This is a genomic window from Streptomyces sp. NPDC004126 (assembly GCF_050275515.1).
Classification (GTDB): Bacteria; Actinomycetota; Actinomycetes; order Streptomycetales; family Streptomycetaceae; genus Streptomyces.
The window spans coordinates 18,143-35,378 of sequence record NZ_JBNNPF010000055.1 but is presented as its reverse complement, the minus strand read 5'-3'; the positions used below and the strand labels follow the sequence as shown (position 1 = coordinate 35,378).

Here is a 17,236-nt window from a genome sequence, read left to right as displayed (position 1 = left end):
CGGTTCACCTCTTCGGTGAGGACGGGACGGGGACGGGCGGGACGGTTGCGGACGGGACGGTTGCGGACGGGACCGAGGCGGAAGTGTCGGAGGCGGACAGGACGGGGGCGGGCCCGGCGGACGTGCCCGGTGCGGCTGCCCCGGTGGACGGTGCGGCCGGCTGTTGCCCGGCGGACGGTGCGGCCGGCTGCTGTCCGGCCGGCTTCCAGCGGCGCGGCAGGGCGGGATCGGCGGCGGCGGCCGCGAGCACCTTCTTGTCGATCTTCCCGAGCGGGGTCAGGGGCAGGTCGGACACGAACTCGGCGCGGTCCGGCAGCTTGTAGTCGGCGAGTCCGCGGCTGTGCAGCGCGGCCTTGAGGTCCGCGAGGGAGGGCGTCCCGGCGGCCGTTCCCGCCCCGTCCTGGTCGGTGCGGGCGACGAGGAAGGCGTAGATCCGCTCGCCGAGGAACTCGTCCGGCACCGGCACCACCGCCGCCGCCGCGATCCCCGGGCAGTTGAGCAGGTGGGCCTCCACCTCTCCCGCCGCGATCTTGTCGCCGCCGCGGATGACGACGTCCTTGAGCCGTCCCCGGACCACCAGCCGGCCTTCCTCCGTGAGGCCGGCCAGGTCGCCCGTGCGGTAGAAGCCGTCCTCGGTGAAGGCCCTGGTGTTGTGCTCGGGGGCCCGGTAGTAGCCCCTCAGGGTGTACGGCCCCCGGGTGAGCAGTTCCCCGGTGTCTCCGGCCGGGACCTCCCGGCCGTGCTCGTCGACGATCTTCACCTCGTCGGCGGGGGACACCGGCCGGCCCTGGGTGTGCAGGACGCTGTCGGGGTCGTCGTCGGGGCGGGACATCGTCAGGAGCCCCTCCGCCATGCCGAACACCTGCTGGAGCCGGCAGCCGAGCTCGGGTCCCACGCGGGCCGCGAGCTCCGGTTCGAGCCGGGCTCCGCCGATCTGGAGCACCTTGAGGCTGGACAGGTCCCAGTCGGACCACTCGCGCTCGTCCAGCCAGAGCCGTGCCACGGTGGGCACCACCGAGGTCAGGGTGACGCGTTCCCGCTCGATCAGCCGGAAGCAGTCGTCGGCGGTCGGGTCCGGGGCGAGGACCACGGTCCCGCCCGCCGAGAGCGTGCCGATCACTCCGGGGCAGCCCCAGGTGAAGTTGAACTCCACCGGCAGCGCGGCCAGGTAGACGTCCTCGCTGGTCAGGCCGACGAGCGCGGCGACCGTACGGGTCTGGTACGCGTAGTCGTCGTGGGTGCGCGGGATCAGCTTGGGCAGCGCGGTCGTGCCCCCGGAGAGCAGGAAGAACGCCACGTCGGAGGGGTCGTTGGCGGGCAGTTCCACCGGATCGGCGTCGACCGACTCCAGCGGGACCACCGCCGGCGAGCCGGTCTCCCCCTGGGCGTAGATCCTGCGCAGGGCGGGCAGTTCGGCCGCCATCTCCAAGGCCAGCGCGGTGTGGTCGAAGCCCCGGAACACGCCCGGGACGACGTAGCCGGAGGCGCCCGACAGCTCGCACAGGTGCCGGATCTCGTTCGCCCGGTGCGAGGTCAGCGAGAACACCGGCTTCGCGCCGGCCCGGAAGAGGGCGAACGCCACCTCCACGAACTCGGGGACGTTGGGCAGCTGGAGGACGATCCGGTCCCCCGGCAGCACCCCCTGCCGGACGAATCCGGCGGCCCTGCGGTCGACCAGGTCGGCGAACTCGGCGTAGGAGACGCGCCGGTCGCCCGCCACCAGGGCGGTGGCGCTGCCGTACTGCCCGGCCCAGGCGCGCGGCAGCGAGCCCAGGTCGGTGCCGTCCCACAGGCCCTCCCGGCGGTAGTGCTCGGCCGTCCCGGCCGGCCAGGGGGTGCATCCGTCGAGCATCACAGGGCTTCCTCCTGTCGTGCGGTGGCGGGCAGATGGCGCGTGGTGATCTCCACGACGGCGCAGGCGACCTCCATGCCGGGGCCGGCGGCCAGCAGCAGCACCCGGTCCCCGGGGGCGACCTCGCCCCGGGTCCAGAGGCGTTCCAGGCCGATGAACGGGTCGGCGGCGCCGACGTGCCCGACGCGCCGGGTGAACTCCCAGGTCCCGTCGGCCGCCTCGATGTCCAGCGGGTCGAGGTAGATGGTGTGCAGGGCGCCTTCGGAGTAGCCGGTGTGGCAGATCCGGGCCACCTTCTCCAGGGTGGTGTCCGCCTCCTCCAGGGCCGCCTCGACGGCTCCGGCGACCACGTCGCCGAGGTGCACCCGCGGCGGCGCCGCGCCCTGGGCCCACTGCCGGCGCCAGTAGTCGCTGCGCTCCTCGAAGTTGAGTGACCGGCCGACGGTGATCCCCGGCGGGAAGAGCTCCTCGCCGCCCCGGTGCAGTTCCTCCATGGAGGGGGCCGAGACCGATCCGACCGACAGCAGCCGGGCGAAGCCGCCCCGCCGGGAGACCACGGCGGCCGCGCCCCCGTCGGCGAGGAGGAACAGCCGGGAGGAGTTCCAGCGGTCCACCAGGGGCGGGGAGAAGTTGTCCGCCGCGGTGATCAGGACGGCGTCCTTGCCGCCGTCGGCTACGAGCCGGTGCGCGGCCATCTCCAGGGCCGTCAGCATGCCCAGACAGCCGGGGCCCACCTGGGCCGCCCCGATCGGCCGGTCCAGGGTGCGGTGCAGGACGTAGTGGGGCGCGGACCAGCCGTCGGGGCCCTGGTGGTAGGTGGCGCAGTGCAGCAGCGCCCCGTAGTCGTCGGCGGTGAGTCCGGTGCGGCCGGCGCGTCGCAGCGCGGACCGGGCGGCCCGTACGGCCATGTCGGGGGCGGGTGTTGCGCCGGCCACCCGCACGGCCAGCATCCCGGAGGCCTTCCGGTCCTCCTCCGCGTACCGGCGGTCGGCCACGGCGTCGGCGGTGGTGACCTCGTCGGGCAGCCAGCTGCCGATCCCGGCGAGGTGCACCTCGGAGGTGACCTTCATCGGGTGCCGCCGCTGCCCGCGGGCACGAGGAACCGGGCGACGCTGTCGAGCTTCTCGCAGGTCTCCTCGAACTCGCGCTCGGGGGTGGAGTGTCCGACGATGCCGGCGCCGGCCCGCAGCCAGGTGCGGCCGTCCTTGCGGTAGGCGCTGCGCAGCACCAGGGCCGCGTCCATGGCACCGGCGTGGTCCACGGTCAGGACCGCTCCGCTGTAGAGGCCGCGGGACTCCGGCTCGTGCCGGCGTATGGAGTCGTAGGCGGCGGACTTCGGCACTCCGGACGCGGTGACGGCGGGGAAGACCGCTCCGAAGGCGTCCCAGGCCTCCCGGCCGGGGGCGAGCCGGCCGGCCACCCGGGAGGCGAGGTGCTGCACGCTGCCGCGTTCACGGATCGCCATGAACTCCGGGACCTCGACCGATCCCTCGACGCAGACGTCGACCAGTTCGTCCGCGCCCACCTTGACGGAGATGGCGTGCTCGTAGACCTCCTTGGGGGAGCCGAACAGGTCGGCGCGCAGGTTCTCGTCGGCGAGCAGGTCGCCCGTGAGCGCGCGGGTGCCGGCCAGCGGCTGGCTGACGACCCGGCCGTCCTCGGAGACCTGGACGACGATCTCCGGGCTGAAGCCGATGGCCTCCGTGCCGCCCAGGTTCAGCATGAAGGAGCGGGCCGGGTTGTTGCCCCGGCGCCCGGCGACGTAGGTGCCGGTCAGATCGACCTCGCCGTCGACCTCGACGACCCGCGACAGGATCACCTTGTGCAGGGCGCCCGCGTTGATCTCCTCGACGGCGCGCCGCACGGCCTCGCGGTACTGGCTGCCGCCGGTGGCGTGCACGTCCAGCGGCCGGGGCCGCCCGGCGGCGGCCGGCGCGGTGCTGGCGACGGTGGTGAGGAGGGCGTCGAGCGTGGCCTGGTCGGCGGCGCGCAGCAGGGCGTGCCCGGCCTCGAACCGGACCTCGGCGCGGGGCACGATGAGGTGCATCAGGCGGCCGTCGCCGATCTGGTCCAGGGCGCCGTCCTTGGCGTAGGACAGCTCGAAGGCGGCCCAGCCGTAGGCCCGCCAGTACGGCACGGAGACGGCGCCCAGCAGGTCGGACACCAGGCGCAGCGGCTGCCCGTCCCAGGCGCGGAAGGCGTCCGTGCCGTCCTCCTGGGTCAGCCGGGCACCGGTGCGGTCGAGGGTCAGCTCGGCGCGGACGCCGCCCGCGTAGGACCAGCTGCCGCCGTTCTCGTAGACGACGTAGGACTCGTGCAGGCCGGAGTCCGCGAGGCGGGCGGCGACCAGCAGCGGGTCCTCGGTGAGCTGGAGCCGGGTCTCGAAGTAGTGGTGCGGGGCGATGGGACTCATGTGAGTGTTCCTCCTCCATGGCGGTTACCTTTAAAAACGATACGGAGGTAACTCCCGCCGCCCCAGGGCCGGTTGATTAGCCCTCCTGATAGGACTGCGAACATGCCGAAGGGCCGCGCGGAAAGCGCGGCCCTTCGGGTGGTGCGGTGGGTGGACGGAGCCGGAAGGGGTCTTTCAGCGGTGTCCGGCACCGGGCGGCGTCAGCGCGGCCAGCCGGCTCCGGTCGTGCGGGGAGGGCCTGCGGTGCAGCCTCTCCTCCAGCCGCGCCCGCGCGGCCCCGGGGCGGCCCGCCGAGACCAGCGCGTACAGCAGTGCCTCCTCGGCCACCTCGCGCTGGGCCGCGCTGCCGCCCGCCCGGCCCAGGGAGGGCAGGATCCGGCCCAGCCCGTCCGCCGCCTCCCCCCAGCGCTCCTCGGTGAAGTGCTCCAGCGCCTCGCACAGCGGCGCCGCGACCTCGCGCTGGACCCGGTCGCCGCGCAGGGAGTGGGAGCGCAGCCGCCGCAGCCCGGGCAGGTCGCGGGCCGCGGTGAGGGCGAACGCGGCGTGCAGCGCGGTGAAGGCGGTGGCCGGACGCTCCAGCAGGTCCCGGTCGATCACCTCCAGGACCTCGTGGAGCGGGGTCCCGCCGTGCCGGCCGCCGGTGAGCCGGGCCCGCCACAGCAGCGAGCAGGAGTCCACCAGGGCCCGCAGCCCCTGCACGTCGGCGGGCGACAGCTCGGTCTTCCACCGGCGCCGGACCGCGGCCTCGTCCCCCAGGGCCAGTTCGTGCAGGGCCGCGTGCCAGGCGAAGTGGGCCCGGTGGCCGCCTGCGCGTCCCGGCCGGTCGGCCAGCCACCGGTCGAGACGCTCCAGGCCCGCCCGGTGCCGGCCGCGCTCGTAGTCGGCGTGGGTGAGCGCGTGGACGGCGTGCCCCGACGCGGGCTCGGCCGCCAGGGCCTTCTCGGCCAGCGCCTCGGCCTCCTCGTACCGGCCCTCCTCCTGCCGCACGAGGGCCAGCACGGAGGCGGGGAACCAGTGCCCGGGGTGGGCTTCGTACGCCCGTTCCGCCAGGCGGCGGGCGGTGGCGCCGTCGAAACCGGGCAAGCCGGAGGAGCTGATGCCGGGCACGGCGGTGGCGAGCGCCAGCATGTCCCCGGGCTGGCCGTCGAGGTGGCGCACCAGGGCCTGGTCCGCGCCGGTCCCCCGCACGCGGTGCGAGACCGCGTCCACCCAGGACCGCTCGTGCGCGCCGCCCCGTTCCCGCACCGCCCGCCGGGCGTCGGCGAGGGCGCGGGCCACGTCCACACCGGTCCCGCTCTCGTGGCCGGTCAGCGCGAGCGCGGCATGGGCGAGGGCGAAGCCGGGGTCGAGCACGGCGGCCCGGCGGAACGCGTGCACCGCACCGGACCGCAGGGTCAGCAGCCGCTCCAGGCCCGAGCGGTAGACCGCCGCGGCCGCGTCATGGGTGCTGAGCGGCAGCCCCGAGGTGTCGAGGGGCGGCCGCCGTACGGGCCGGGGGGCCGGGGCGGATCCGGCCAGGTGGCCCAGCACCGCCTCGGCCACGGCCCGCGCCTGCCCGCGGATCTCCGGGACGGCGGTGGTCTCCCACAGCTCGCCGCGGCGCGGCGCGCCGAGCGTCCACACCGGCCGCACGGCCCGCCCGTCCGCACCCCGCAGCCGGCCCCGGTCGGTGCCGAAGCCCATGCCGAGCGGGCCCGGCACGGCCTCGCCCCCGTCGAGCAGCCCCCGCCACAGCGGATCGGCGGTGTCCTTCGCCGGCACGTGCACGCCGGTGCAGTTCACCACCCAGCCGACCGTCAGTTCCCGTGCCTCCCGCCCGTCGGGGGACGCGAGGGTGACGGTGACCGATCCGTCGGGGCCGCGGCGGGCGGCGGTGACCCGGCCGGCGCCGGGCCGCAGCCGCCGCATCCGGCACATCCGTGACACGGCCTCCGCGGTCGCCGGGGGCATCCGGTGCCGGTGCACGTTCCACAGCGCGCTGTCCTGCTCCAGGAACGCGGCCCGGTCCTCCTCGGACAGGGAGGCCCAGAGCCCGGCGGTGAGCGGGCGCAGTCCGTCCACGGCGGGGCGCCAGTCCCCGTGGGTGCGCAGCACCCGGCCGACGTGCCGGCGGATCGCGCCCCGCAGTCCCGCCAGGGAGAGGCCGTCGAGATGGTCCTCGCAGGCCGCGGCGGGCAGCGGGACCACGGCGTGGGACTGCGGCAGCCGCCCGCCGCGCGAGACCGCGTGCAGGGTCCGGCCGGGGCGGTCCAGCTGCAACGCGACGTCCACGGCGGTCAGTCCCGTGCCGACGAGCAGTACGTCCTGTGCGCCGGCCTCGGCCAGTACCGGGTCCAGCGCCCCCGGCGCCCAGGGGTCCGGGACCAGCCGGCCGCTGACCCTCAGCCCGGCCGGCGCCCAGTCCGCGTCGGCGACCGGGCCGGGGCCGGTGGCCAGCACCACGCAGTCGGCGTCCACCGCACCGCCGTCGGCCAGTTCGATCCGCGCCGTCGGGCCCTGCCAGCGGCAGCCGGTGGCCCGGGTGCGGAGCCTGCGGACGGCGACGGTGCCGTGGGAGGCGATGACGGCCCGGCCGAGCGTGTCGGCGAGATAGGCCCCGTACCGCTGCCGTTCGACGAAGTCCGCCGCGGAGACGTCCGGCGAGCCGTGCCGGCACAGCCACCGTGTGAAGTGCCCCGGATCATCGGGGTAGCAGCTCATGTTCCCGGCGGCCACGTTCAGCAGGTGCCGGGGGTCCGTCGTCGCGTACGCCGTGCCCCGCCCGGCTTCGGGTCCGGGTTCGATCAGCAGGAGGTCCAGCGCGGTCCCCCGCCGCGTGGCCGCCTCGCAGACCTGGACCGCGACCATGGCCCCCGACGCCCCGACCCCGACCACCGCGACTGCCCGACGCCCCGATGACGACCGCTGCACCGTCACACCACACCCCCAGTCGACTGCGGCCCGCCCTGCACCGGACCGGCCGCCCCCATCCTTCCGAAGTACACCCGGTTTTCCAGGCGTTCACCTCAGTTCGACCGGCGGACCGGGCGCCCGGACGGCACCGGCCGCCCGGGGCGTACGCGTGACGGGGGTCAGCGCCGCGGGGCCCACTGCCCAAGCAGGGCTTCGGCCGTGGTCACGGCCGCCACCAGTGCGAGGGAGTTGCGGATCACCTCGGCGGTGCAGGAGGCGGGCACCCCGGCGATGGCGTCGGAGGGGACCACGACCTCGTAGCCGAGGTTGACGGCGTCGAAGACGGTGTTCGGGATCGCGATGTTCGAGGAGACCCCGGTGACGACGAGGGTGCGGACCCCGAGGTTGCGCAGCAGGGCGTCCAGGTCGGTGCCGGCCATCGGGGAGAGCCCGTGCAGCCGGCGGACCACGAGGTCCCGGCCGTCCACGGTGATGGGGGCGGCGACCCGCACCGCGTCGGTGCCGGTCAGCTGCCGGACGGGCAGCTTCCCGGCGGCCCGGAAGAGCCGTGCGTTGGTGTTGGCCCCGAGTCCGTCGGGCCGCCGCTCGGCGACCGCGTGCACCACCTGTACGCCGGCGCCGCGCGCGGCGTCGACGAGCGCGGCGACCCGGTCCAGCATTCCGGAGCCGCGGGCCTCCTTCGCCAGCTCGGGCAGGGCGCTCTCCTCGCCCACCACTCCGTTCTGGCACTCCACGGTGAGCAGCGCGGTGGCGGCCGGATCGAGTTCCCGCATGACTCCCCCTGGCGTGGCGACGGAAGAGCACGCATGATTCCTGACACACAGTCAGATGTGAAGGGGTGCGGGACGGATGGACGGGACGGGCGCCGGGGCGGCGCAGCGGCGGGGCCGGCGGATCATGATGAGCGGCAAGGAGGTGGACGCGTTCCTGCGGGAGCAGCGCACCTGCCGGGTGGCCACGGTCTCCCCGGACGGGCGTCCGCACGTGGGCGCCCTGTGGTTCGTCTGGGACGGCACCTCGATGTGGCTGTACTCGATCACCCGCAGCCGCCGCTGGGCCGACCTGCGGGCCGACCCGCGGATCTCGGTCGTGGTGGACGCCGGGGAGGAGTACGGGGAACTGCGCGGGGTCGAGCTGTCCGGCCGCGCGGTCTTCGTGGGCGAGGCGCCGCGCACCGGCGAGCCCTGCCCCGAGCTGCTGGAGCCGGAACGGCTCTTCCCCCTCAAGAACTTCGGGATCGAGGAGATGCCGCACGACGGCCGCCACGCCTGGATCCGCCTCACCCCGGACTCGGTGGTGTCCTGGGACTTCCGCAAGATGTGAGGACTTCCGCGGGACGCGACCGGCGGGATGCGACCGACGGAACGTGACCGACGGGATGCGACCGGCGGGACGTGACCGACGGGATGCGACCGACGGGACGTGACCGGCGGCTACACCGCCGCGGCCGCCTCCGCCAGGGCCTCGACGGCGGCCCTGACGGAGGGCCGGCGGCCCGCGTCCGTCCGCCAGACGACGTACACGTGGCGGCGGACGGTGTCGACCGCCGGCAGCAGCCGCACGCCGGGCGGCACCGGCCCGCGGCCCAGCCGGGGCGTCACGCAGACGCCCAGCCCGGCCTCCACGAAGGCCAGCTGGGTGTGGTGCTCCTCGGCGATGTGCGCGATGCGCGGCTCGACCCCGATGCCGCGCAGGGTGAACACCAGCCACTCGTGGCAGAACTGCCCCTCGTTCCAGGAGATCCAGTCGTCGTCGGCGAGGTCCCCGAGGGAGATCTCGGCGCGGCCGGCCAGCGGGTGCCCGGCGGGGACGGCGATGTCGGCGGCGTCGTCCAGGAGGTGGGCCCGGGACAGTTCGGCAGGCACCGGCATCCGCTTGTTGTGCCAGTCGATGGCCAGCGCCATGTCCAGGTCGCCGCGCACGACGGCCGCCATGCTCTCCTCGGGCTCGCTTTCCCGCACCATGGCCCGCAGTTCGGGATGGGCGGCCCGCAGCGTGCCGAGGGCGCGGGGCAGCAGCCCCCGCATGGCCGTGGGGAAGGCCCCGATCCGCAACTCCCCCACCGCGCAGCCCCGCTGGGCCTCCACGTCGGCCTGCGCGAGCTCCACCTGGGAGATGATGCGGGCGGCGTGGTCGGCGAGCAGCCGCCCCGCGTCCGTGAGCCGGACCCCGCGCCCGTTCTTGGCGAGCAGCGGCTGGCCGACCTCCCGCTCCAGCTTGGCCATCTGCTGGGAGACCGCGGATGTGGTCACATGGAGGCCGCCCGCCGCACCACTGACCGAGCCGTGGCGGGCGAGGGCGTCGAGGGTGCGCAGGCGCTCCAGGTTCAACATGTAAGCGATGCTACGCCTTCCGTCGAAGGAACTCTCGCTTGTCCTACGAGGTCGTGCGCAGCAGAGTGAACCGCATGAGCGCACCGACCACCTCCCGCACCACCGTCCACTCCCCCGTACGGCAGCCGGCCCGCCGCGGCACCGCCGGCGCGGCCCGCCTGGACTGGCGGCTGCGGTTCGCCCTCCTCTCGGTGGTGTGGGGCTTCAGCTTCCTCCTGATCAAGGTCGGCACCGAGGCGTTCGCCCCCTTCCAGGTCGCCCTCGGCCGGGTGTTCTTCGGGGCGCTCGCCCTCCTCGTGGTGCTGCTGGTGCGCCGGGAGCCGCTCCCGCGCGGCCGGCGCACCTGGGGCCACCTCACCGTCGCGGCGCTCCTGCTGAACACCGTCCCGTTCTCGCTCTTCGCGTACGCCGAGCAGAGCATCCCCTCCAGCCTGGCGGGGATCTGCAACGCCACCTCCCCGCTGTGGGGCATGGCGCTCTCGCTGGTGGCGCTGTCCGAGGACCGGCCCACGCGCCGCCGCTTCGCGGGGCTGGGCATCGGCTTCCTGGGCGTCCTGACGGTGCTCGGCGCCTGGCAGGGCTTCGCGGGGATCGACGCCAAGGGCACCGCGCTGGCCCTGCTGGCCGCGCTCTCCTACCCGATCGGCTGGATCTACGTCCGCCGCACCCTGGCCGGCACCCCCGGCTCCCCGGTGGCGCTCACCGGGGCCCAGCTCATGGTCTCCACCGTCCAGCTGGCCGCCGTCAGCGCCGTCTTCACCGCGGCCCCGGCCGGCTTCCCGCTCTGGCCGACGCTCGCCGTGGTCGCGCTGGGGGCCCTGGGCACCGGAATGGCGCTGCAGATGCAGTACGGGCTGGTGACGGAGATCGGGCCGACCACCGCGCAGATGGTCACCTACTTCATCCCGGTCATCGCCACCACCGCCGGCGTCCTGGTCCTGGGCGAGCAGCTGCACTGGAACACCCCGGTCGGCGCGGCGGTCATCCTGGCGGGCGCGGCCCTGACCCAGTCCCGGTCCGCCCCGCGCAAGGCCGCCTGACCGGCCCGGACCCCCGCCCGACCGGACGCGCCACGCCCCCGCCGCACTCCGCGGCGGGGGCGGAGGCGTCTCAGTCGAAGCGCCCCCCGGCCGCCGGGCGGACCGCGTCGGCCACCGCGTCGGCCAGGCCCCCGACCTCCGCCGGGTCCAGCCCGGAGACGGTGATCCGCACCCCGGGGCCCGCCTGGACGCGGTAGCCGGCCCCGGGGCGCACCGCCCAGCCGGCCGCCAGCAGCCGGGTGACCGCCGCCGTCTCGTCGGCGACGGGCACCCACACGTTCATCCCGCTCCGCCCGTGCGCCCGTACGCCCCGCTCCGCGAGCGCGGCGACCAGGCCGTCCCGGCGCAGCCCGTACGAGCGCGCCACGGCCTCCCGGTCCACGGCGCCGGAGGTCCACAGGTCGACCACCGCGTACTGGAGCAGCCGGCTCACCCACCCCGGGCCCAGCCGCTGCCGTCCCCGGACCCGGTCCATCGTCACCGCGTCGCCCGTGAGCACCGCGAGCCGCAGGTCGGGGCCGTACGCCTTCGCCGTCGAGCGGATCAGCGCCCAGTGCCGGGTCACCCCGCCGAGGGGGCACAGCGGCAGGTCGACGATCCCGTGGCCGTGGTCGTCCTCGATGAGCAGCACCTCGGGACGGCCGGCCAGCAGCTCCCTGAGCCCCGCCGCCCGGGCCGCGGAGACGGCGGCGCCGGTCGGGTTCTGCGCGCGGGCCGTGACCACCAGGGCCCGCGCCCCTTCCGCCAGCGCCCGGGCCACCGACTCCGGCACCGGCCCCTCGTCGTCGACGGCCACCGGCACCACCCGCAGGCCGAGCGCGGGGGCCAGGTCCAGCACGCTCCCCCAGCCCGGGTCCTCGACGGCCACCGCGTCCCCGGCCCGCAGGTGCGCGGCCAGCACGCGCTCGATGCCGTCCAGCGCCCCCGAGGTCACCGCGAGGGCCCCGGCCGGGACCCCGTCGGCCTCGAAGCCGGCCCGGGCGAGCCGGGCGAGGTCCGGGATCACCGGGTCCTGCCCGTACAGGGTCGGGGCTTCGGCGTACCGCCGGGCGGCGGCGGCCAGCGCCCCGTCCAGCGGGGGCAGCAGCGCCAGGTCGGGGTTGCCCTGCGCGACGTCGCGGACGCCTTCGGGCACCGGCATGCGCCGCACGTCGCGCGGCGCGGTCGCGGGGCGGGCCCGGATCCGGCTGCCGCGCCGCCCGTCGGTCTCGATGACCCCGCGCTCGCGCAGGGTGCGGTACGCGGCGGCCACGGTGTTGGGGTTCACCCCCAGGGCGGCCGCGAGTTCGCGCATCGGCGGGAGCAGCGCCCCCGGGGCGAGCTCGCCCGATCCGACGCCGGTTTCGACACTGGCCGCGATTTCCGATGCGCGACGCCCACTGATCAGATACTCTCCTAGCACAAACGACATTATGCACTAGTGCAATGGAGTACGCACCATGAGCGCCACCACCGTCGCCGACTACGAGCCCACCGACCGCACCGTCCCGAGCCGCGCCCGCCAGCGGGCGCGCTACGACCGCGAGACGGTGCACTCGATACTCGACCAGGCCTACCTCTGCCACCTCGGGTTCGTCCGCGACGGCGCGCCGGTGGTCCTCCCCACGCTCTACGGCCGGGTGGGCGAGACCCTCTACGTCCACGGCTCCACCGGCTCGCGCCCGCTGCTGGCCGCCGGGAAGGCCGACCCGGGCCTGGCGGTCTGCCTCACGGTGACGCACGTGGACGGCCTGGTGCTGGCCAAGTCGGCCTTCCACCACTCGATGAACTACCGCTCGGTGGTCGTGCACGGCACCGCCTACCAGGTCACCGACGAGGAGGAGTGCCGGATCGCGCTGGACGCCCTCGTCGACCAGGTCGTGCCCGGCCGCTCGGCGGACTCCCGGCCCGCCAACGCCAAGGAGCTGGCCGCCACCGCGGTGATCCGCCTCGACCTGAACGAGGTGTCCGCGAAGGTGCGCACGGGCGGCCCGAACGACGACGCCGAGGACCTGGACCTGCCCTTCTGGTCGGGCGTGGTCCCGGTGGCACCGGCGTACGGGACCCCCGTCCCGTACGCCGACCTGGCCCCCGGCATCGCCGTCCCGGACTACATCACCGCGCTCTGAGGCTCCTGGGCGGGCCGGTCCTCCGGCCCGCCGCCGGCCACGCGGCGCACCCCGCCGGCGGGCCGGCGCGCCTCGGCCGCGATCAGCGCCCCGACCGCCGCCAGCAGCAGTACGGTGCCCAGCACCACGGCGCCGGTCAGCCGCTCCCCGAGCACCGCGACGGCGATCACCGCCGCGCTGACCGGCTCGATCAGCATGACCACCGACACCGTCGCGGCACGCACCGCCGCGGCCCCGGTGAAGTACAGCACGTACGCCAGCGCCGTCGGCACCACGGCCACGTACCCCAGCAGCCAGAGCACCCGCGCCGGCTCGGCGGTGTGCGGCAGCAGGCCCTCCACCGCCGCGAGCGGCAGCAGGCACACCGCGCCCACCGCCACCGACCACGCGGTGGTGACCAGCGGGTCCCCGCCCGCGCCGCGCCGCCCGAGCCACCGCGCGCGCAGCGTCATCGCCGCGTACCCGGCGGCCGACACCAGCGCCCAGACGACCCCGAGCGGCCGCACCTCACCGCCCCCGGAGCCCAGCACCAGTACGGCCAGCCCCGCCAGCGCACCGCCGACGGCGGCCAGCCCGCCCAGGCCCAGCCGCTCACCCATCCAGTACCGGCCGCCCAGCGCGATCAGCACGGGCCCCGCCCCGAGGGTGACCACGGTGCCGACCGCCAGGCCGGTCTCGCGCACGGCCCCGAAGTAGGCGGCCTGGAACAGGGTGAACATCAGCCCGGTGGCGATCAGCGAAGCCGCCGACGGCCGGGCGGGCCGGGCCGCCCGAGCGGGGCGGCGGCGTACGGCGAGCACCCCGAGCAGCACCGCCAGCCCGCCGGCGCAGCGCCAGAAGGACAGGGCGAGCGGACCGAGGTCACTGGCCAGGAAGAGGAGGGAGGCGGCCGCCCCGGCGGTGCCCCAGGCGGCTCCGGCGACGACGAGGTACAGCAGGCTGCGCCCGGCGGCGGGCGAGTGGTTCGACACGTGTTTCTCCGCGCATGCGTGAAGGACGAGGACAGGAGGTCATCGCTTCGCGGGCAGCGCGTACCGGCCCGGGGGCTTCCCGGGCGGGTCGTACGTCGTTCTGGAGGCAGCCGCCCGCGCTAGGCGGCCGGCGGCGGCAGAACGGCGGAGAAAACGGTGCAGGACATGTCCAGCACCTTACGCGGCCCCCGGCGCCCGGACCAGCCCTGACCGGAATCCTCCACCCCGGGTTCCGCGCGGGCGGCCGGGCCCTGTCCGGGCGGTCTTCGCGGGCCCGTGCCGCCCGGACAGGGCCTACGCGCTGGTCGGCTCCCGGTCCTGCACCGCGGGCAGCGGCGACTCCTGCACGGCCACCGGCGCGGGCCGCGAGGACTGCGCGATGAACGCGCCCCCGAGCACCAGCGCGCCGCCCAGGACCTGCGGGCCGGAGAGCTGCTCCCCCAGCAGGACCCAGGCCAGGACGGTGGCCACGACCGCCTCCAGGCAGGCCACCACGCCCGCGACCTGCGGCGAGAGCCTGCGCACCGAGACCACACCGGTCAGGTACGCGAACACGGTGGCGACCAGCACCACCCACGCCAGCAGCGCCAGGGCCGGCACCCGGAAGTCGCCCATGGCGGCGTCCCCGCCGAGCACCTGCCAGTCGATCTGCCAGGGGCGCGCGATCACGGTCATCACCAGGGCGCCGACGATCATGCCGTGCGCGATCACGCCCAGCGGGTCCGGCGCGTCCTCGGCATCGGCGCCCTGGTCCGCGAAGACGAAGTAGAAGGCCTGGCAGCAGGCGGCCGCGAGGCCGAGGAGCACCCCGAACAGGTCCAGGCGCAGCCCGGCCCAGATCTCCACCACGCAGGCCAGCCCGGCGACGGCCACCGCCGCCCCGGCCGCGGCCGCGCGGGTCACGGGCTTGCGCTGCACGAAGCGGATGTAGCCGAGCAGCAGCGCGGGGCCCAGGTACTCCAGCAGCAGGGCCACGCCCACCGGGATCCGCGACAGGGAGGCGAAGTAGAAGGCCTGCACGCCCGCGACGGCGACCAGCCCGAAGCCGGCCAGCAGCAGGGGCTTGCGCCGTACCAGGGCCCGGTGCCGCCAGGCGAGCGGGGACAGCACCAGGGCCGCCCCGGCCACCCTCAGCCACACCATGTGCAGCGGGTCCAGACCCGCCTCGATCAGCGGCTTCGCCGCGACACCCGAACCGCCGAACGCGCATGCCGAGACGAGGGCGAGGCCCAGTCCGGCGTTCTTCCCTGACGCTTGCATCCGGCCATCATGGCAGGGCCGGACAGGACCGTCATCCGCGAGACACCTGTTGAGACACACCCGAGATCATCCGGCCGGAACCCCCCGGATCTGACAGGTCGTCAGTCTTGTATGTTCCGCGCGCCGGGGCTACCTTCCGCCGCACGTACCCGACGAGAAGGGGTGGACGCATGGCTGAAGTCACCGCGGAATCACGCATCGAGGCGCCCGCCGCGAAGCTCTGGGCCCAGCTGACCGACTGGGACGCGTACGGGCAGTGGAGCATGACCCACACGAACTTCCCGAAGGGCGGTCCCGAGACCCTCGCGGTGGGGTCCACCTTCAGCGAGAACATGAAGATGATGGGATTCCCCGCCGAGGTCCTGTGGACGGTCTCGGAGCTGGAGGAGCAGCGCGTCTTCGCCATCACCGGCAAGGGCCCGATGGGCGTCGCGGTGCTCACCCGCTACACCCTGACCCCCGACGGCGGGGCCACGAAGGTCCGCATCGACGGGGAGTTCACGGGCGCCGCCGTCTCGCTGATGGCGGGCAAGCTCAAGGACTCCGCGACGGCCGCGCTGAACGAGTCCCTGCGCAAGCTGGCCGGCCTGGTCGCCTGACCCGGGCCCGGACGCACGACGAGGCGCGCCCCGCGAGCGGACTCGCGGGGCGCGCCTGCGCGTGCCCGGCCGGTACGCGTCCCGGCCGGGCGCGCGTCCTGCCTCAGTGTTCGTCGGCCAGGATCAGGTACAGCTTCTTGCGGGCGTCGTTGATGACCGCGAGGGCCTTCTCCCGCTGCTCGGGCGAGCCGGTCTTGAAGACCTGCCCGAAGGCCTCCATCAGCCCGCCGGCGGCGGCACGGACCTCGTGCACCGCCTCGAAGTCGAAGCCGCGCCCGGCATCCGCCCAGGGGGCGTCCGGGCCCGACTCGGCCTCGGTGCGGCCGGCGTCGGTGAGCGTGAACAGCTTCTTGCCGCCCTCGCTCGCGCTGGTGATCAGCCCCTCGTCCTCGAGCAGCTGCAGGGTCGGGTAGACCGAGCCCGGGCTGGGCTTCCACGCCCCGCCGCTGCGCTCGCCGATCTCCTGGATCATCTCGTAGCCGTGCATCGGCCGGTCGGCGAGCAGCGCCAGGATCGAGGCGCGCACGTCGCCCCGCCTGGCCCGCCCGCGCGGTCCGCCGCGTCCGCCCCGCCCGCCGAAGGGCCCGCCCCCGAAGGGCGGCCCGAACGGACCGAAGGCGGCGCGCAGCCCCCTGAACTCCTCCCGACGGTCCGGCCCGCAGTGGCCGTGGCCCCGTCCGTGGTCATGTCCGTGGTCGTGCTGTCCGCGTGAACGCATCACTGCGCTCCTTTCGTCATCTCTGCCATGTCCGTCATGCCAGTCGTCGTTTCGACTTCTTCACTATCGCTGATCCATCGCGATGCGTCAACGATATATCGGAACCTGTCGTCGACAGTCGCCCGGATCGCGGCCGTGACCAGGCCAGTCACCTCGAATTGGCCTTTGTCCGTTTTCGGGGGAGCCCCCTACGGTCGGCCCCATGCGCATCCGAATCGTCGACGCCTTCACCGACCGCCCCTTCCAGGGGAACCCCGCCGCAGTCCTGCTCCTTGACGGCGGCTTCCCGCCGGACACCTGGCTGCAGCGGGTCGCCGCCGAGATGAACCTCTCCGAGACCGCCTTCGCCCACCCGCTGCCGGCCGGCGGCGACGCCGACTGGGCGCTGCGCTGGTTCACCCCGGCCGCCGAGGTGGACATGTGCGGCCACGCGACCCTCGCGACCGCGCACGTCATCGCCGCCGCCGGCCTCGCCCGGGGCCCGGTCCGCTTCGCCGCGCGCTGCGGGATCCTCACCGCCGACGTCGCCGAGGACGGGACCGTCACCATGGACTTCCCGACCTCGTCCCTGAGCCCGCTGGACCCGGTCCCCGCGGTGGAACGCGCGCTGGGAGCGCGGGCCAAGTCGTTCCACGACACCGCCGAGCACATCGGCGACCTGCTGGTGGAGCTGACCGACGAGCGGACCGTACGGGAACTCGTGCCCGACCACGCGGCCCTGCGCGCCTACGCGCGGCGCGGGGTCATCGTCACGGCCCCCGCCGAGGACCCCTCCCGCGGCTACGACTTCGTCTCGCGCGGCTTCTTCCCCGCCGTCGGCATCGACGAGGACCCGGTGACGGGCAGCGCCCACACCGCGCTCGCCCCCTTCTGGGCGGCGCGCCTGGGCCGTACCGAGCTGACCGGCCTCCAGGGCGGGGCGCGCACGGGCCTGGTCCGGGTCCGGCTCGCGGACGACCGCACCCTCCTGACGGGCCGCGCCGTCACCGTCGTCGACGGCGAACTGCTCACCGCCCCCGCGGCCTGACC

The 17,236-nt window shown here is 75.2% G+C and carries 15 protein-coding genes; 5 read left to right on the top strand and 10 right to left on the bottom strand.

Annotation, left to right across the window (positions count from 1 at the left end):
* Positions 1 to 4 precede the first annotated feature (4 nt).
* The 5 genes from ACQKM2_RS34120 to ACQKM2_RS34100 form a co-directional block, all read right to left on the bottom strand.
* Entirely contained in the window at positions 5 to 1,852 is a 1,848-nt protein-coding gene (locus ACQKM2_RS34120; protein WP_427716772.1) for a (2,3-dihydroxybenzoyl)adenylate synthase, read from the bottom strand.
* The gene (locus ACQKM2_RS34115) at positions 1,852 to 2,922 is read right to left on the bottom strand and encodes a ketoacyl-ACP synthase III family protein (RefSeq protein ID WP_427716771.1); all 1,071 of its coding nucleotides are present in this window, start codon (positions 2,920 to 2,922) and stop codon (positions 1,852 to 1,854) included. The genes ACQKM2_RS34120 and ACQKM2_RS34115 overlap by 1 nt, the downstream gene beginning before the upstream one ends.
* On the bottom strand, positions 2,919 to 4,265 hold the full coding sequence (locus ACQKM2_RS34110; RefSeq protein WP_427716769.1) for a salicylate synthase: 1,347 nt from the start codon (positions 4,263 to 4,265) through the stop codon (positions 2,919 to 2,921). The genes ACQKM2_RS34115 and ACQKM2_RS34110 overlap by 4 nt, the downstream gene beginning before the upstream one ends.
* 174 nt (positions 4,266 to 4,439) lie before the next feature.
* The gene (locus ACQKM2_RS34105; RefSeq protein WP_427716791.1) at positions 4,440 to 7,175 is read right to left on the bottom strand and encodes an FAD/NAD(P)-binding protein; all 2,736 of its coding nucleotides are present in this window, start codon (positions 7,173 to 7,175) and stop codon (positions 4,440 to 4,442) included.
* Positions 7,176 to 7,336: 161 nt separating this feature from the next.
* The gene (locus ACQKM2_RS34100; RefSeq protein ID WP_427716767.1) at positions 7,337 to 7,951 is read right to left on the bottom strand and encodes a cysteine hydrolase; all 615 of its coding nucleotides are present in this window, start codon (positions 7,949 to 7,951) and stop codon (positions 7,337 to 7,339) included.
* Between the two features lie 76 nt (positions 7,952 to 8,027).
* Here ACQKM2_RS34100 and ACQKM2_RS34095 point away from each other — a divergent pair, with 76 nt between their 5' ends.
* Positions 8,028 to 8,501, top strand: a complete 474-nt coding sequence (locus ACQKM2_RS34095; RefSeq protein ID WP_427716765.1) for a pyridoxamine 5'-phosphate oxidase family protein — start codon at positions 8,028 to 8,030, stop codon at positions 8,499 to 8,501.
* A 110-nt stretch (positions 8,502 to 8,611) separates the two neighbouring features.
* Here ACQKM2_RS34095 and ACQKM2_RS34090 read toward each other — a convergent pair whose 3' ends face one another.
* Positions 8,612 to 9,511 (bottom strand): LysR family transcriptional regulator, encoded by a 900-nt coding sequence (locus tag ACQKM2_RS34090; protein WP_427716763.1) that lies wholly within the window; start codon positions 9,509 to 9,511, stop codon positions 8,612 to 8,614.
* A gap of 38 nt (positions 9,512 to 9,549) precedes the next feature.
* Between ACQKM2_RS34090 and ACQKM2_RS34085 the strand changes: the two genes are divergently transcribed.
* Positions 9,550 to 10,551: a DMT family transporter gene (locus ACQKM2_RS34085; RefSeq protein WP_427716761.1), complete on the top strand. Its 1,002-nt coding sequence runs from the start codon at positions 9,550 to 9,552 to the stop codon at positions 10,549 to 10,551.
* A 70-nt stretch (positions 10,552 to 10,621) separates the two neighbouring features.
* Here ACQKM2_RS34085 and ACQKM2_RS34080 read toward each other — a convergent pair whose 3' ends face one another.
* Entirely contained in the window at positions 10,622 to 11,953 is a 1,332-nt protein-coding gene (locus ACQKM2_RS34080) for an aminotransferase class I/II-fold pyridoxal phosphate-dependent enzyme (protein WP_427716759.1), read from the bottom strand.
* A gap of 37 nt (positions 11,954 to 11,990) precedes the next feature.
* Here ACQKM2_RS34080 and ACQKM2_RS34075 point away from each other — a divergent pair, with 37 nt between their 5' ends.
* Positions 11,991 to 12,659, top strand: a complete 669-nt coding sequence (locus tag ACQKM2_RS34075) for a pyridoxamine 5'-phosphate oxidase family protein (protein ID WP_427716757.1) — start codon at positions 11,991 to 11,993, stop codon at positions 12,657 to 12,659.
* On the opposite strand, the gene ACQKM2_RS34070 is transcribed toward ACQKM2_RS34075, so the two are convergent.
* Both ACQKM2_RS34070 and ACQKM2_RS34065 read right to left on the bottom strand, forming a co-directional pair.
* Positions 12,641 to 13,630, bottom strand: coding sequence for a DMT family transporter (locus tag ACQKM2_RS34070; protein ID WP_427716756.1), 990 nt, complete (start codon positions 13,628 to 13,630; stop codon positions 12,641 to 12,643). The two genes, ACQKM2_RS34075 and ACQKM2_RS34070, sit on opposite strands and share 19 nt — an antisense overlap.
* A gap of 294 nt (positions 13,631 to 13,924) precedes the next feature.
* Positions 13,925 to 14,890 (bottom strand): EamA family transporter, encoded by a 966-nt coding sequence (locus ACQKM2_RS34065; RefSeq protein WP_427716755.1) that lies wholly within the window; start codon positions 14,888 to 14,890, stop codon positions 13,925 to 13,927.
* A gap of 170 nt (positions 14,891 to 15,060) precedes the next feature.
* Here ACQKM2_RS34065 and ACQKM2_RS34060 point away from each other — a divergent pair, with 170 nt between their 5' ends.
* Entirely contained in the window at positions 15,061 to 15,489 is a 429-nt protein-coding gene (locus tag ACQKM2_RS34060; RefSeq protein WP_427716753.1) for a type II toxin-antitoxin system Rv0910 family toxin, read from the top strand.
* Between the two features lie 103 nt (positions 15,490 to 15,592).
* Here the strand turns inward: ACQKM2_RS34060 and ACQKM2_RS34055 are convergent, their stop codons facing one another.
* Positions 15,593 to 16,207: a PadR family transcriptional regulator gene (locus ACQKM2_RS34055; protein ID WP_427716751.1), complete on the bottom strand. Its 615-nt coding sequence runs from the start codon at positions 16,205 to 16,207 to the stop codon at positions 15,593 to 15,595.
* A 202-nt stretch (positions 16,208 to 16,409) separates the two neighbouring features.
* Between ACQKM2_RS34055 and ACQKM2_RS34050 the strand changes: the two genes are divergently transcribed.
* Positions 16,410 to 17,234 carry a PhzF family phenazine biosynthesis protein gene (locus tag ACQKM2_RS34050; RefSeq protein ID WP_427716749.1) on the top strand — a complete coding sequence of 275 codons (825 nt, stop codon included), beginning with the start codon at positions 16,410 to 16,412 and terminating at the stop codon, positions 17,232 to 17,234.
* The last annotated feature ends 2 nt before the right edge of the window (positions 17,235 to 17,236 follow it).